General features: G+C 70.0%; 16 protein-coding genes, 1 tRNA gene and 1 pseudogene. 7 read left to right on the top strand and 11 right to left on the bottom strand.

Annotation, left to right across the window (positions count from 1 at the left end; genetic code table 11):
* Nucleotides 1-31 precede the first annotated feature (31 nt).
* Nucleotides 32-105, top strand: a tRNA-Ala gene (locus MMA15_RS10320).
* 126 nt (nt 106-231) lie between these two features.
* Here the strand turns inward: MMA15_RS10320 and MMA15_RS10315 are convergent.
* A complete protein-coding gene (locus MMA15_RS10315; protein ID WP_241058811.1) occupies nt 232-1,059 on the bottom strand; it encodes a class I SAM-dependent methyltransferase in 828 nt (275 codons plus the stop codon).
* Nucleotides 1,056-1,529, bottom strand: a complete 474-nt coding sequence (locus tag MMA15_RS10310) for a GbsR/MarR family transcriptional regulator (RefSeq protein ID WP_241058810.1) — start codon at nt 1,527-1,529, stop codon at nt 1,056-1,058. Before MMA15_RS10310 ends, MMA15_RS10315 begins: the two co-directional genes overlap by 4 nt.
* A gap of 126 nt (nt 1,530-1,655) precedes the next feature.
* Between MMA15_RS10310 and MMA15_RS10305 the strand changes: the two genes are divergently transcribed.
* Entirely contained in the window at nt 1,656-2,357 is a 702-nt protein-coding gene (locus tag MMA15_RS10305) for an ATP-binding protein (protein WP_241058809.1), read from the top strand.
* 40 nt (nt 2,358-2,397) lie between these two features.
* Nucleotides 2,398-2,958 (top strand): DinB family protein, encoded by a 561-nt coding sequence (locus tag MMA15_RS10300; protein WP_241058808.1) that lies wholly within the window; start codon nt 2,398-2,400, stop codon nt 2,956-2,958.
* 265 nt (nt 2,959-3,223) lie between these two features.
* Here MMA15_RS10300 and MMA15_RS10295 read toward each other — a convergent pair whose 3' ends face one another.
* The 6 genes from MMA15_RS10295 to MMA15_RS10270 all read right to left on the bottom strand — a co-directional run bounded on the left by MMA15_RS10295 (nt 3,224) and on the right by MMA15_RS10270 (nt 9,165).
* Entirely contained in the window at nt 3,224-3,766 is a 543-nt protein-coding gene (locus MMA15_RS10295; protein WP_241058807.1) for a DapH/DapD/GlmU-related protein, read from the bottom strand.
* Nucleotides 3,767-3,821: 55 nt separating this feature from the next.
* Entirely contained in the window at nt 3,822-4,442 is a 621-nt protein-coding gene (locus MMA15_RS10290; RefSeq protein ID WP_241058806.1) for a TOPRIM nucleotidyl transferase/hydrolase domain-containing protein, read from the bottom strand.
* A 109-nt stretch (nt 4,443-4,551) separates the two neighbouring features.
* Nucleotides 4,552-5,277, bottom strand: coding sequence for a TetR/AcrR family transcriptional regulator (locus MMA15_RS10285; RefSeq protein ID WP_241058805.1), 726 nt, complete (start codon nt 5,275-5,277; stop codon nt 4,552-4,554).
* A 200-nt stretch (nt 5,278-5,477) separates the two neighbouring features.
* Nucleotides 5,478-6,395: a shikimate dehydrogenase gene (locus tag MMA15_RS10280; protein ID WP_241058804.1), complete on the bottom strand. Its 918-nt coding sequence runs from the start codon at nt 6,393-6,395 to the stop codon at nt 5,478-5,480.
* Nucleotides 6,396-6,620: 225 nt separating this feature from the next.
* Nucleotides 6,621-8,000, bottom strand: a complete 1,380-nt coding sequence (locus MMA15_RS10275) for an MFS transporter (RefSeq protein ID WP_241058803.1) — start codon at nt 7,998-8,000, stop codon at nt 6,621-6,623.
* Between the two features lie 673 nt (nt 8,001-8,673).
* Nucleotides 8,674-9,165: a hypothetical protein gene (locus MMA15_RS10270; RefSeq protein ID WP_241058802.1), complete on the bottom strand. Its 492-nt coding sequence runs from the start codon at nt 9,163-9,165 to the stop codon at nt 8,674-8,676.
* Nucleotides 9,166-9,373: 208 nt separating this feature from the next.
* Here MMA15_RS10270 and MMA15_RS10265 point away from each other — a divergent pair, with 208 nt between their 5' ends.
* Both MMA15_RS10265 and MMA15_RS10260 read left to right on the top strand, forming a co-directional pair.
* A complete protein-coding gene (locus MMA15_RS10265) occupies nt 9,374-9,622 on the top strand; it encodes an SCO4226 family nickel-binding protein (RefSeq protein ID WP_241058801.1) in 249 nt (82 codons plus the stop codon).
* A gap of 150 nt (nt 9,623-9,772) precedes the next feature.
* Complete coding sequence (locus tag MMA15_RS10260; protein ID WP_241058800.1) at nt 9,773-10,075, top strand: hypothetical protein; 303 nt, start codon at nt 9,773-9,775, stop codon at nt 10,073-10,075.
* A gap of 52 nt (nt 10,076-10,127) precedes the next feature.
* On the opposite strand, the pseudogene MMA15_RS10255 reads toward MMA15_RS10260, so the two are convergent.
* Nucleotides 10,128-11,055, bottom strand: a pseudogene (locus MMA15_RS10255) (phosphatidylinositol-specific phospholipase C).
* 92 nt (nt 11,056-11,147) lie between these two features.
* Entirely contained in the window at nt 11,148-11,810 is a 663-nt protein-coding gene (locus tag MMA15_RS10250; RefSeq protein ID WP_241058799.1) for a hypothetical protein, read from the bottom strand.
* A 246-nt stretch (nt 11,811-12,056) separates the two neighbouring features.
* Here MMA15_RS10250 and MMA15_RS10245 point away from each other — a divergent pair, with 246 nt between their 5' ends.
* Nucleotides 12,057-13,103: an acyltransferase domain-containing protein gene (locus tag MMA15_RS10245; RefSeq protein WP_241058798.1), complete on the top strand. Its 1,047-nt coding sequence runs from the start codon at nt 12,057-12,059 to the stop codon at nt 13,101-13,103.
* Here the strand turns inward: MMA15_RS10245 and MMA15_RS10240 are convergent.
* Nucleotides 13,085-13,561 (bottom strand): GNAT family N-acetyltransferase, encoded by a 477-nt coding sequence (locus MMA15_RS10240; protein WP_241058797.1) that lies wholly within the window; start codon nt 13,559-13,561, stop codon nt 13,085-13,087. The two genes, MMA15_RS10245 and MMA15_RS10240, sit on opposite strands and share 19 nt — an antisense overlap.
* A 23-nt stretch (nt 13,562-13,584) precedes the next feature.
* Here MMA15_RS10240 and MMA15_RS10235 point away from each other — a divergent pair, with 23 nt between their 5' ends.
* Nucleotides 13,585-14,388, top strand: a complete 804-nt coding sequence (locus tag MMA15_RS10235) for an exodeoxyribonuclease III (RefSeq protein WP_241058796.1) — start codon at nt 13,585-13,587, stop codon at nt 14,386-14,388.
* Nucleotides 14,389-14,420 lie beyond the last annotated feature (32 nt).

The following is a 14,420-nucleotide window of genomic DNA, read 5'->3' as shown; positions in this document are numbered from 1 at the left end:
GGCGGGGATGCTAAGGTTTCACCCGTCGCAAGGGCCTGTGGCGCAGTCCGGTAGCGCATCTCGTTCGCAACGAGAGGGTCAGGGGTTCAAATCCCCTCAGGTCCACCGCAGGTCAAAGCCCCCGTAGGAGAGATCCCGCGGGGGCTTTACCGTGCGCTGGAGCGATAGCGGACGCGGCCGGTGGTGATCGTTTACGAGGGGGCCGGACGTATGCCGAGCTGACGGTGGGGTTCAGAACTCGGCGCGGAATACGCGGATGCTGTTCCTGTACCAGGCGATTCGGCTGCCGAGACGGTAGGTGCGGCGGGCCTTGGGGTCGGGGATCTGCTCGTAGCGGGCCATGGTGGCGATGTCGTCGCGGTAGTGCAGCGACGGGTTCCAGCGCTCGATGTCCGAGCCGTCGCGGACGGCGGTCCGGAACGGCGGGTAGCGGTACCACCTGGCCAGGTACTTCGAGAGCAGCTGCGTCGTCCTGGCCATCCAGGGAGCCGCCCCGTCGAAGATCAGCTCGCCGGTGCGGAAACGATCGGTGAGCCGCCGCAGCAGCCCTCGTACCTCGGCTTCTTCGAGGTACATGAGCAGGCCCTCGGCGACGATCAGAGCGGGCTTGTCGGTGGGGACGCCGTCGAGCCACGTTGCGTCGGTCACCGATGTGGCGATCATGCGGTAACGGTCGTCCTCGTCGTACAGCTTGCGGCGGAGTTCGATGACGTCCGGCAGGTCGACGTCGAACCACCGCACCCCGGCGGGCAGTTCGAGCCGGAAGGCCCGGGAGTCCAGGCCGCAGGCCAGATGCAGCACAGTCGCGTCCGGGTGGCGGCGCAGGAAGCCGGCGGTCCAGTCGTCGAGCAGCTTGGCGCGCAGCGCCACGCCGAACCGGCCACGGAGGGAGCCGGGCTTGTCGATCTTCTTCCAGTCGTAGTCGATCCGGTTCACGGCCTCGACGGCGAAGTGGTCGCCGAGCACGGGTTCGGCGTCCCTGGCGTCGGCCGCCCTGAGGAACAGCGTTACCAGCATGGTGGACTGCACCCCGGTGAAGTCGACCTTCTCAGTCGTCATCGATCGCTCCTGTTCGCTGCGCGGTAGTCCCTCCACCGCCGCACGAAGTCGCCTGCCAGCTCCGTAGCGGAGAACTCGCAGAAGTCCCTTAGGTCCGCGAGGCGTTCGCGCTGCTCCGGCCGGTCCTCACCGATCACGGAAAGGCCGAACTCGGCCACGTCGGCGCCGGCTTGCATGCGGGCGAGCTGAACTTGCAGCAGGCGTGTGAAGCCGCCGGGAGCCACCCCGTAGTAATGCCGGCGGGAAGCCGACGGCAGTCGCTCGACGAGACCGCCCTCGTGCATCGGGCGGATCATGGTGCTGACGGACGCCTTGCTCACCCCTAGCGCTGTGGCCAGTTCGGTCAGCGACTGCTTCGGCGGATCGCATATGAGCAGCCAGCCGTAGATCCGGCCCATGGTGCGCGGTGCGCCGACGGTCTCCATGAACAGGCCGATCCGGTCTACGAGTTCGGCTTCCTCCGGGGTCATCATCCTGTCGCCTGTCGTTCAGTAGATTCTGAACAGACTTTACGACCATGCGAAGTGGGGCGACAAGGCATGTCGACGGCGTCTCCCCGCGGAACCCTCCCCGGGCGACCTCCGCATACTTCTCGGATGGAGATGCGTCCAAGGGCTTCCTGGCGGAACACGACTCATGACTGGGCGAGCACCGTCGATCTCGGTCACCTTCGGCACATCCGCCGGGACCCGGGCCGCTTCGCCCCCGGCGGCGTCCGGCACCTGATTCTCGAAGTCGTGGCCTACGCGGCCGACGAGGCCGAGTGCGGAAACGGCGGGCGGTGCCTCGTCACGCTGCACCCTGACGGCTCTGTCTCTGTCGCCGATGACGGGCGTGGCACTGACACACGCCTCGACGATCACGGCGTACCGGTGAAGAAGCCGATCATGGCGACGAAGGACCTGCGCTTCTTCGACCGTCCCGACCGTCCCGACGGGCCGGGCCGTCCCGGCGCGCAGTCGCTGCCCGACGGGCACCCCCGTAGGGGCATGTCCGTCGTCGCCGTGCTCAGCAGCGAGCTGATCCACACCAACCGGCGGCGCGGCGGAGCGTGGACCCAGCGGTACGAATACGGCGTCCCCGTAAGCGACTTGGAGCCGATCGCGCACGACGGTACGACCGGGACCACCGTCCGGTTCCGTCCCGGAGCGTGCCTGCCCGCTGCGAACGCTGCGAACCCTGCGAACGCTCCCAGCGCTCCGAGCGCCGATGAGCTGGCGGGGCTTGTCGCTGCGTGGCCGCACCTCGCCGTCGATGTGCGGGACAAGCGCCGTGAGCGACGCACCACCGCCGGATAATCGATTGCGTACGCGGGCGGCGCTCAGCATCGTGAGGGTCGTGAGCGACGAGCCCGAGCGGTGGAGTCAGGCGACCGTCCACCCGGACATGTGGGCGGACCCCGACGAGGATCCGCGTAACAGTGACGGACCCAGTCCCGACGGTGAGTTGGCGACTCTTCAGGACTTCCTGGGGAACTACCGGCTGACCCTGCGGATGAAGTGCGAGGGGCTGGAGCCGGAGGAGCTGGCGCGGCGGTCGGTGCCGCCGTCGACCATGTCGCTGCTGGGGCTGGTACGTCATCTCGCCGAGGTGGAACGGGACTGGCGCAACTGGATTCTCCCGGACGATCCGGCACCGAAGCTCTACGGAGCGCGGGACGCCGACTTCGAGGGAGCCGCAGGGGAACCGGCGCTGGTCGACGGCGCGTTCGCCGATCTCGCTCGTGAACAGGCGGCCACCGATGCGGCGTTGGCCGAGTATCCGGACATGGGCACGCGGGTCGGGCAGGACGGGACCTCCGTGCGGGAGCTGTGGGTCCACCGCGTCGAGGAGTACGCCCGGCACTGCGGGCACGCCGATCTGCTGCGCGAACGGATCGACGGGCGGGTAGGGCAGTAGGCAGTAGTAGGAGCGTGACTCAAGTGGCGTCAGCTGCGGGCATGTTGTCGCCACGTGAGGGTTGATCTGCCGCAGACGTGGTCCCCTGTGCGAGCTGGTCGCTCCGTTGCTTCCGTCGTTCACCTCGGTGTCAGCGGCCTGTGAGGCGACTGCGACCGTGGCCGCGACGTGGGTCCGTCGCAGTGGACGGAAGGCAGTCGGCTCGGGGAGGTTCGCCGGACGACTGCCCGTGGTCCGGGGGCTTGGCGTTGCCCCGGAGAGTTCGTCACCACCGTCGCTGCACGGTTGCCTTGGTGCCGGTCACCAGGCTTGCCGGCGGAACATCGTCGGCGACGACCGCGCCGGCGGCGACCACGGCATCACGGCCGATGCTGACGCCGGGCAGGATCGTGGCCCCGGCGCCGATCCACACGTTCTCCGCCACGTCGATGGGAGCGCCGGTGAGGTACAGCCGCCGCTCCTCGGGATCGACCGGGTGGCCGCTGGTGATGAACGTGACTTTCGGGCCGACCATCACGCGCTCGCCGAGCCGAATTCCGGCGTAGTCCAGGAACGTGCAGTTCTGGTTGATGAACACGCGCTCGGCGAGGTCGAGGTGGAGGCCGTGGTCCGTGTAGAAGGGCGGATAGATCGTGACTCTCGGCGGCAGTGGCTTGCCGAGGATCTGCTCGAAGAGCTCTGCCTTGCCCGCTTCGTCCTCGAAGGGCAGGACGTTCAGGCGTGAGGTGAGCTCGGTGACCTGTAGGACCCTCTCGGCCATGGCCTGGAACGCGGCGCTGTGTATGCGCATGAGACGGTCGCCGGACATACCACGATCCTTCGGGTGTACGGGCAGTTGGAAACGGTGCGCGACGGCTCGCTGGTCAGAGGCTCGTGAGCAGGCCGTCGAGCGGGGCGGGTATGCGGTCGGGCGCCAGGGCCTCGACGAGGACGCGGCCGTAGTGGATCTTGCGTCCCTTCTTCGTGCCGAAGAACCGCCGTAGCTGCTGCTGCGAGGTGCGGCCACGCTGCGCGGGCTGGCGGAGGAAGGTCTTCAGGGCGCGCGAGTCGCCCTCCGCGTCGACGAGTTCCTCGACGCGTGGCACGCCCAGCGCTCGGATGAGTTCGTCCTCCAGATCCGCCGCGCAGACGAAGAAGGGCTCTCGCGGTGCCGCATCGTGCTGCGCGAGGCCGCGGGCGTAGTAGGGACGCTCCGCTTCGTCGCACAGGCCAGTTAGGCGCAGGCCGAGTCCTGAAGGTCCGAGGAGGCGGGCGAAGCGCCCGACGCTCATCGCACCGCCCATCGCCAGTACGCAGACGCCTTCGGCGGCCAGGTCCCGGGCGTGGGCGGCGGCGAGGGCGTTCACCGCCGCGACGTCGCTGGGTCCTTCGAGCAGGACGACGGTCTCGACGGGCAGTCGCCCGGCCAGTTCGCGTGCGAGGTCGCCGGGGCCGCCTGCCGCCCATGCGGTGACCGCGTCGCGGAAGGTGCCCATGTCAGTCATGAGGTGAGTCTCCGCCCGTTCCGGCCGTGGCGACAGGGAATTTCGGACTGGGCCGAGTCCCGGGGCGGGGACGGTACGGGGGCGTGCGGCCGGGCCGCGCTCAGGGTGCTCAGGGCCGTGGAGCGGACGGCCCAGGTCCCTGGGTGCCCGTGCTCATGCCCGTGCCCGTGCCCGTGCCCGTGCCCGTGAGGTAGGCGATCACCATGTCGCCGAGCATCGTGCGGTAGTGCTCGTGCCGGTCCGGGGCCGTCAGGTCGCGGCCGAAGAGGGCGTTGAACGTATGGCGGTTGGCGACCCGGAAGAAGCAGAACGAGCTGATCATCGCGTGCAGATCCAGCGCGTCCACGTCGGCGGTGAAGACGCCGTCCGCGCGTCCGGCGTCCAGGATGCGGCTGATGACCGTGATCGCCGGGGAGTTGAGGGAGCTGAGCGCCGAGGACGCCTTCATGTGCTCGGCTTCGTGGATGTTCTCGATGCCCACGAGACGGATGAAGTCGGGGTGCGCCTCGTGGTGGTCGAAGGTCAGCTCGGCGAGACGGCGGATGGCGGCGACGGGGTCGAGATGTTCGACGTCGAGTTCCTGCTCGCGGTGGCGGATGCCGGCGTAGGCGCGCTCCAGTACGGCGACGAAGAGCTGCTCCTTGTTGCCGAAGTAGTAGTAGATCATCCGCTTCGTGGTCTGTATCTGCTCGGCGATCACGTCGACGCGGGCGCCGGTGTAGCCGAGCCTCGCGAACTCACGGGTCGCGACCTTGAGGATCTCCGCCTTCGTCCGGGCCGCGTCTCTTGTGCGCTTGCCCGTACGGGACGACGGCTGGGAGAGGGGGGCGGCCATGCGGCTCCTCGTCGGTGCGTACGGACGGCTCTCTCAGGTGACCGTCGGGTTTCTCAAGTCTAGGAAGTCCGGGCGCGGGAGCCCCGGGCGGTCTGCGGGTGCGTACAGGACTCATGGGGCTCCGGCCCCGAGTTCCCGCGACCAGCCCCGTGCCCGAAGCCCCGTGCCGAGGCCCCGCGCCCGAACCCCGCGCCCGAGCCCTATGCCCCGGTCTCACGCCCGTACCGCATGGGCTCGGGGTCGGCCACGAGGCGGGCGAGGTCTTCCAGCATGCGGTCGGTGTGCGGTTCCAGCCCGGTGAAGAGCCGGAAGGCGTCGGCGGCCTGGAAGGCGGCCATGCCTCCGCCGTCCAGTGTGCGGCAGCCGAGCCGCCGGGCCTGCCGCAGCAGTTCCGTGTTCAGCGGCCGGTAGACGACCTCCGCCACCCACAGGCCGCCGTGCAGCAGTTCGGCGGGCAGGGGCAGACCCGGGTGGGCGGCCATGCCGACGGGGGTGGCGTGTACGAGGCCGTCCGCGCGGGCGAGCGCCTCCGGCAGGGCGGCCAGGTCCGCCGCGATCGCACGGCCGTGCCCGAAGCGGTGGTTCAGGTCGGCCGTGAGCCATTCCGTACGGGCGGGGTCCTTGTCGGCGAGCGTGAGCCGGTCGGCGCCCATGCCGAACAGCGCGTGTGAGACGGCGGCTCCGGCGCCGCCCGCGCCGAGCTGTACGACGTGGCCGAGGGGTGCGCCCGGCAGCCCGCGGGCGAAGGACTGTGTGAAGCCGGTGACGTCGGTGTTGTGCCCGACCGCCCGGCCCTTACGGAAGACGACGGTGTTGACGGCGCCGAGTTCCGCGGCCTCCGGGGAGAGTTCGTCGAGGTGGTCGATCAGCGACTGCTTGCAGGGGTGGGTGATGTTGAGGCCGTCGAAGCCGACGGCACGGGCGGCCTGGAGCAGTTCGGGGGCGGCCTCGGCGCCACGCACGCCGCCCGGTCCCGTGGGGGCCGCGAGATCGAGGGTGCGGTAGAGCAGGCGGAGGCCGTGGCGGTCGGCCTCGCGCTCGTGCAGCGCCGGGCTCAGTGACGGGCCGATGCCGGAGCCGATGAGTCCGGTGAGGTACGAGCGTGCGGGCGGGGGCATCGGCGGCGTGATCTCCGCGTGAGGCGCAGCCGCACGCCCGGCCCCGGCCCCGGTCCCCGCGCTGGTTCCGGCGCCGGGGGCGGTTCCGGCTCCGCCCCCGGCGCCGGTTCCGGAACCGTGACCCGGGTCTCCTCTTCCGGACCCATCGGTGTCCGTGCCGTGCAACATCTCCTCCGATCGCTTCAACAGCCGTACTTCTAGGGGCAGTTCAAAGTGATGGACGGTTCAGGACGCCGACGGTGACGCGGATGCCGCGCCCTTGTCCGGCGTACGTGCCGCCGCCCCGAGGCCCAGCTCGGCGGTGGGCACCCGGTGCGTCTCCCGGCCGGTCGCTACGGCGATCGCGCTGATGACGCAGAAGGCCGCCGTGAAGGACGCGACGCTCCCCCAGTCGTCGCCGCCCGGACCCGCGATCTGCTGGGCGAAGCCCACCGCGAACCCCGAGATGGCGAAGCCGATCTGCGTGCCGACGGCCATGCCCGAAAGACGGACCTGGGCGCTGAACATCTCGCCGTAGAGAGAGGGCCAGATGCCGTTGGACGCGCTGTAGACCAGCCCGAAGAGGACGATGCCGGTCACGAAGACCAGCGGGACGCTGCCCGTGGAGATCGCCCACAGGTAGACGAACATCATCACCGCCGAGCCGAGCGCCCCGAAGAGGAACACCGGCTTACGGCCGACCCTGTCCGAGAGCCTGGCCAGCAGCGGTATGGCGAGCAGTGCGACGGCGTTCGACACGACTCCCACCCACAGCATCGCGGAGTCCTCGATGCCCACGGAGTCGCTGGTCGCGAAGGACAGCGCCCACACGGTGAAGATGGTGCTCACGGTCGCGATGAGGGCGGCGGCGATCACGCGCAGTACGTCGGCCCAGTGGTCGCGGGCGAGGCGGAGCAGCGGCATACGGGCCACCTCGTTGTTCGCGGACACCTGCTGGAACACGGGGGTCTCCTCCAGCTTCCGGCGTATGACGTAGCCGACGACGGCGACGACCGCGCTCAGCAGGAACGGGATGCGCCAGCCCCAGGTGTAGAGCTGGTCGTCGGGCAGCGCGGCGACGGGGATGAAGATCAACGTGGCGAGGATCTGGTAGGCCTGTGTCCCGTTCAGGGTGAAGCTGGCGTAGTAGCCGCGGCGGTGCTCGGGGGCGTGTTCCAGGGTCATCGAGTTCGAACTGGCCTGCTCGCCCGCCGCGGAGAGGCCCTGGAGCACCCGCATCAGCACGAGCAGCACGGGGGCGGCCGTACCGACCTGTGCGTATGTGGGCAGACAGCCGATGGCGAAGGTGGACAGGCCCATCAGGATCAGGGTCAGCACCATGATCTTGCGCCGGCCCAGCCGGTCGCCGAAGTGCCCGAGGACGAGGGCTCCGACCGGGCGGGCGGCGTAGGCGACGCCGAAGGTCGCGAGGGATATCAGCGTGGCGCTGGCCGGGTCGTCGGGGTCGAAGAAGACCTTGGGGAAGACGAGGGCGGCGGCGCTGCCGTAGATGAAGAAGTCGTAGTACTCCAGCGCGCTGCCGATCCATGCGGCGATCGCGGCCTTACGGGGTTTGCCCTGCGGGACGGAGGGCGGGGTCGGGGCGTCGACCGGGTGAGCGGACACGGTTCTCCTCCGGGGAGGCCCTGCCGTGCCGGGGAGCCGGGCGGTCAGGGCTGGGCGGGCGGTGTGGGTGGGGGCGAGCTGTGACTCGGGCTGGGACTGGGGACGGGGGTTGAGTCGGGGCCGGGGCCGGGACTGCGGTTCGGGGCCCGATGGGGGCGGGCCGGGCGTCACGGTTCACTCACGCCGCTCACGGGGTGGCCGTGCCGAGCGTAGGGGCGGCCGGGCTGATCACCGGCGGCCGAACTGTTAACGCACTAGATAGTTAATTAGCCGTACGGGGATGCTGCGCCCGGACCTTCCCACTGTCAAGACCTCGCGCGGCGTCGGCGTTCGCAACGGCTATCAGGGGACCGGCGTCAGGGAACGGGCGTCAGGGAGCGCGGCCAGGGAACGGGACGCGTGAGCGCAGTTCGCGTACGGCACGTCTGCCTGCGGACATGCGTACGTGCATGCCTGCGGTCCGTCGGCGGCGCAGGCATGCGTACGTACGGGTGGGGCGGGAACGCTCAAGGCTGCCAACGCCCCGGCGCGTTTCGCCCAACACGCGGCCGTACGGGGTGACTTCGGGCTCGGAGCAGGCGGCGACGGCAGACGCCGTGAGGAGCGGGGACTGCCGTCGGGAGCGAAGTCCGCCGTCAGCGGCGGCGGTCGAAGTCAGTGGCCAAGGGTGCCGTCAGGAGCGGCCGTGGCCTCCGTGGCCCCTGCCGCGTTCGACGGTTCCGCCGAACTGCGCCTGGATAGGACCGAGTTGTGAAGGCTTCTCGGTGACGACGAGCCAGCGTGAGCCGACGAGATAGGTGCCGCCGTAGTCCTTGGAGTAGTCGAGCCAGCCTCGCTTGGCCCTGTTGTCCTTGAAGGTGACGAACGTGTACAGCGTCTTGTTCGCCTTGCACACCCCGAGGCGGTAGTCCTCCACCTTCTTCTGGATGTCCGCCTTGCACTTCAGCGCGGACGCCAGCTTCTCCACCGTCGGAGGCTTGGAGGACTTCGAGACGTTCGCCGTACCGGAGTCGCCGCCGCATCCGCCGAGCAGCAGCATCGCGGAGACGGCCGCGGCCACCGGGAGGGCGAGCCTGCCTGGCCGCCGCGACGGGGCCCCCAGTGGCGCCCCCTCGTAGCGCCGCTGGGTGCTGTCGGCCTCAGCCTGTGGCAACTGGTCTCTCATCAGCGCTCCCTGGGACGGATAAGGCTCCACGACTCTAGGTCGCGCCCGTGGCTGGGGGCCGTATTTGTCATCGGCGTGAAGGGTTCCGGAACGGGGTCGCGGGCCGGTGTCGCATGGGGGCGGATTGTGGTGGTTTGGGGGTTCTCATCGGCCGGTTGCACCATGGAGTGGACGGGGTCATCACCGCGACCACCGGAGGTGGAGAGCTGTGCCCAAGTTCATGGACATTCACCATGGGATGAAGGGCGTCACGGCGGAACAGCTCGACGACGCCCATCGGGCGGATCTCGCCGCCGAGCATGACGAAGGCGTGCACTTCGAGCACGCGTGGGCCGATCCCGAGACGGGGACGGTCTTCTGCCTGTCCGAGGCGCCCTCCGCGGAGGCGGTACGGCGCGTGCACCGGCGGGCCGGGCACTCGGTCGAGGAGGTCCATGCCGTGCCGCTCAGTGTGTGACCGCCGTGCCGCCGGAAGCCGTCTGCCGGCGACGAGCAGTTCGTTCGCCTGCGGCTTCGCAGGCGGCGCGGTCGACTACGCGAAGCCCAGGGGGAGTTGACGACAGGACGTCAGGACGACAGACGACATGAGGACAGGAGGCGATGGTCCATGACATTCGTCCAGGTCATCGAGTACGAGACCGATCGCGAGGACGAACTGGACGCCGTGTTCGACCAGTGGATGAAGGCCACCGAGGGCAAGCGGACCGTTCTGCACGAGATGCACGGACGGGACCGTGAGGACCCCAGGCACTTCGTCGACATCGTCGAATTCCCCTCGTACCAGAAGGCGATGGAGAACAGCGAGCTCCCGGAGACGCAGCAGATCGCCGATCAGGTGCGAGCGCTGTGTACGTCCGAACCGCGTTTCGTGAATCTGGAGGTGCAGCGCGAGGAGATCAAGGAGAGGTGAGATCGCGTTCCAGGGAAGAGCGGGCCGGTGCCGAAGCGGTGCCGGCCCCGCGTCACGCCCGTGGCGCTCCGGCACCGTCCTTCGCCGTCGGCTGATGCTTCAACAGGGCCTCGATCAGGCCGTGTTCGTTCGGATAGTCCATGGGGGCGATGCCCAGCCCGTGCCAGGACGAGTTCTCTGGGGCGTCGAGGAGGTCCCGTACGCGGGGGTTGAGCCGGTCGGCGTTGGAGCGGGGCGGCAGCAGTGCCGCCGTACTGACGAAGTTGACGTAGAACTTGCCGGGTTGGCCGACGGCCTTGCGGAAGTGGTCCTCGATCAGCGGGTACTTGGCCCCTGGCTCCTCCATGTACGCGTCCTGGACGTCGAAGAGCAGCGGGTCCCCGTAGCGCACCCCGGGCAGGCCCTCGGAGTCGCCGAGCAGTACGACCTTGCCCCTTGCCCCGCCCAAGTCGGGTAGTGCGGAGTCGAGTCGGAAGAGGGAGCGCCAGCCGCGTCCGTCGAGATAGTCCTCGAAGACGAGCCGGAAGCTCTCCGCGCTCTCCTCGGAGTACTCCTGCTTCACGCGCATCAGTACGGTCTCGGAGGGGTGGGCGGCGAGGAAGTCGCGGCAACTGCCGAGTACGTCCTCGAAGTTGAGGTGCTGGTAGGCGGCGCCGTGGTGGATCGTGAACGAGCCCTCGAAGAGCTTGCCGGCACCGGATGTCGAGGAAGCGGATGCCGGAGGAGAGCTGTTCGGCGACGGAGGTGTTCTGGCACTCGGTCCATGGGCCCCCGTGCCGGGCGCCGGAGTTGTGGGTGCCGGGGATCGTCAGCTCTCGCAGCAGTACGCCGTCCGGAAGCTGTGACATCCATGCGTCGGGTCCTGCGCGTACCGCATCGCGGCCGGGTGCCGCGGCTTCCGCGACGCCGGTCGTGGCTCCGCCGAGCGCCGCGGCGAGAGGAAGTGCGGCCGTGCCTCTGAGGAATTGGCGCCGCTTCATGGTCATGTCAAAGATGGAAGCACAGGCGAGCGCCGATACACAGGGGGCGTTCGCGCCGCGAAGCGGCACCGGTCTGTCCGGCCTTGCACCGCTCAGCGATCGGCGGTTCGGGGCCCTCGCGACGGCCGGACGATGCACTCGCTGCCGACCGGGGTGAAGCCTGCTGCGAGGAAGGCACGCAGGGAGCGGGCGTTGCCGGGGGATACGGCGGCGAAGACGGGCTCTCCCCCGGGGACGAGGGTGAGGGCGTCCCGCAGCAGTGAGCGGCCGAGGCCGCGACCGGCGCCAGTGGCCGGATCGTCGAGTTCGCAGCTCAGCTCGCGCCGCCCAGCGAGGCCCTCCGCGAGGACGACCAGACCCCGCTCGTCGCCGAACGTCCTTATGCGCGTGCGGAGTTCACGGGCGTGCCGCACCCGGGGACGGTCCTCCACGCCGCTGCGTACGGGCAGCCGTGGCCTGCCGCCCGTACCGCGTGCGGTCAGGGTGGCGTCGACGCCGCCGATCGTGCCGTGAGGACCGGCGAGCGCCCGCAGCAGGTCGGGTGCGAGGGAGCCGCCGAAACCGTCGGGGCGCAGCGCACGTACATCGTCGGCGGGGAGGGCGGTGGCGACGACCGCGTGCCCGGTGAAGGCGACGGAGCACTCCAGACCGCCGGAGAGGGGGCCGAGCACCGTCACGCCGCCGTCGGCGGGCGGGAAGCGGCCGTCGGCGGCGTCGAGCAGCAGCCGCAGCAGGGGGTGCCCGGTCGTGTGCATGGCGTCGGCCTCACATGGGAGTCGGGGCGTGGACGGATCGCGGTGGCTCGCGGGATGAAGGTCCGCTGCTGCTCTTAGCGCTTCGTAGCAGTCCGTAGTGGTTCTTTTTGATTGTGGCTGTATCCAGGGAACTTGATTGTGGCCGTATCCAGGGAAGTGGCCGTACGGGCGCGGGCAAGCGAGTTCGAGGGCGGACGGGCATGAGACGGATTGGCGCCGTGAGTGCGGGCGCGCCAGGCTTGCCCCATGAGCATCGCGTTCCTCTTCCCCGGCCGGGGTTCGCAGCGTCCCGGCATGCTGCACAGGCTGCCCGACACCGCGGCGTCCGCGACCGTACTCGCCGAGGCGGACTGGGCGTTGCGGCGCCTCGCGTCCCGTACGGGCGGGGGCGCGGGGAACGGCGCGAAGCGCGGCGACGGTGACGGCGGCGACTACGCGGACGGCATCGCCGAGCTGGACTCCGCGGAGGCGCTGGAGCGTTCGCCGGTGGCGTGCCATGTGGCGCTGCTGATCGCTGGCGTCGCGGGTGCGCGTGCGCTGATGGAGGACGAGGAGGTACGGCCCTCCTACGTGGCGGGGCACGGCGCCGGAGGCTATGCGGCGGCGGTGCTCGCGGACGTGCTCACCTTCGAGGAGGCGCTTCGTGCCGTACGGCTGCGGGGCGAGCTGATGCACGCCGCCGAGAGCGGCGACGGTCCGGAGAGCGATGTCGCGATCCGGCTCGCGCAGCACCTGGCGACGGTCAAGAGGCGCCCGCAGAGGGTGCGTTACGTCGGGGGAGTGCAGGGGCGGTCGCTGTTCGGGGACACCAACGCCGTCTTCGACGACCTCGCTTGGTCGGCCGCACGGCCGGTGCGCTGGACGGAGGTGACCGCGGTGCTGGCGGAGGAGAAGGTGGACTGCTGTGTGGAACTGCCGCCGGGGCGTGCGCTGACGGGGGAGCTGGCCGCCGCCCGGCTGCCGGGAATGCAGGCGGTGTCGGTGGAGGAGCACGGCATCGCGGAGGCGGCGGAACTGGCCCGTGCTGCGGCGGGCATCGTCGGGGGCCCGTCCTCTCGCGCGATCGCGGACGACGAGGAGGACATGCCGCCGGGCTTCGGTCCGGTGACCGGTCCGGTCACGGGCCAGGGCCCGACTGCCGGTCCTGGCACCGGAGTCGGTCCCACCCCCGGCTCTGCCCCAGGCCATCTTCCAGGCCCAGGCCATCTTCCAGGCCCAGGTCCAGGTCCAGGTCCGGGTCCGGGACCGGAATCCGGGCCGGGTCCCGGCACCGGTCAGAGCGGCTTCGCGTAGCAGCGACTCGCCGACTCGAAACGGTAGAGACCGAACTTCTCCGCCGGCTCATAGCCCGACGAGACATACAGCGCGATCGCCTCGGGCTGCGCCGTGCCCGTCTCCAGCACCATCCGTACGCGGCCCGACGCGCGGGCGTCGTCCTCCAGCGCGGCGAGAATGCGCCGGGCGAGCCCGCGGCCGCGCGCCTCGCGCACCACATACATCCGCTTGATCTCGGCGTCGCCGTCCGAGTAGCCCTCGTCGTTGCGGTCCTGTGCGCGCCAGCCGCCCGTCGCCACCGGGCGGTCCTCGTCGTCGTACGCCATCAGATACAGGCCGCGCGGCGGCTCGAACATGGCGGGGTCGAGCGGCGTGATGTCGCCCTCGTCGCCGTAACGCTCCGCGTACTCCTGCTGCACGGCGTCGTCGAGCTTCCTCGCTTCTGGGTGGTCGTAGGGCACACGGACGATTCGCATGACCGCATCGTAAGGTGACCGGAATGCCGAAGGTGACGACGATCAACGTGAACGGGCTGCGGGCCGCGGCCGGCAAGGGCTACCGGGAGTGGCTGGCGGCCACCGACGCGGACGTGGTCTGCCTCCAGGAGGTGCGCGCCGAGCCGCATCAGCTTCCCGACGACGTGCGCGCCCCCGAGGGGTGGCACACGGTGTTCGCGCCCTCGGCGGTCAAGGGCCGTGCCGGTGTCGCCGTGCTCACCCGGCGGGAACCGGACCGCGTGCAAGTCGGCTTCGGCGCCGAGGAGTTCGAGGACTCCGGGCGCTATGCCGAGGTGGATCTGCCGGGCATGACCGTCGCCAGTCTCTATCTCCCGTCGGGGGACGTCGGCACCGAGCGGCAGGCGCAGAAGGAACGCTTCATGGCCGCCTTCCTTCCCTATCTGCGCGAGCTGCGCGAACGGGCCGCCGCGGAGGGGCGCGAGGTGCTGGTGTGCGGTGACTGGAACATCGCGCATCAGGAGGCGGATCTGAAGAACTGGCGCGCCAATCGCCGCAACGCCGGTTTCCTGCCCGAGGAACGCGAGTGGCTGTCCCGCGTGTTCGACCCCGCGGACGGCGGATATCGCGATGTCGTAAGGGAGTTGCACCCGGATGTCGCGGGCCCGTACTCGTGGTGGTCGTATCGCGGGCGTGCCTTCGACAACGACTCGGGATGGCGCATCGACTACGTGGTGGCGACGCACGGCCTGGCCGAACGTGCCGTCAAGGCCGAGGTGGAGCGGGCCCTCTCCCACGACGCGCGCTGGAGCGATCACGCGCCGGTGAGCGTGGACTTCGTGCTGTGAGCGCGCGAACCGCGGGCGGTGGAAGCGGACTT

Origin of the sequence: Streptomyces marispadix (assembly GCF_022524345.1) — a bacterium.
Taxonomy (GTDB): domain Bacteria; phylum Actinomycetota; class Actinomycetes; order Streptomycetales; family Streptomycetaceae; genus Streptomyces; species Streptomyces marispadix.
This window is presented reverse-complemented; position numbering and strand designations above follow the sequence as displayed.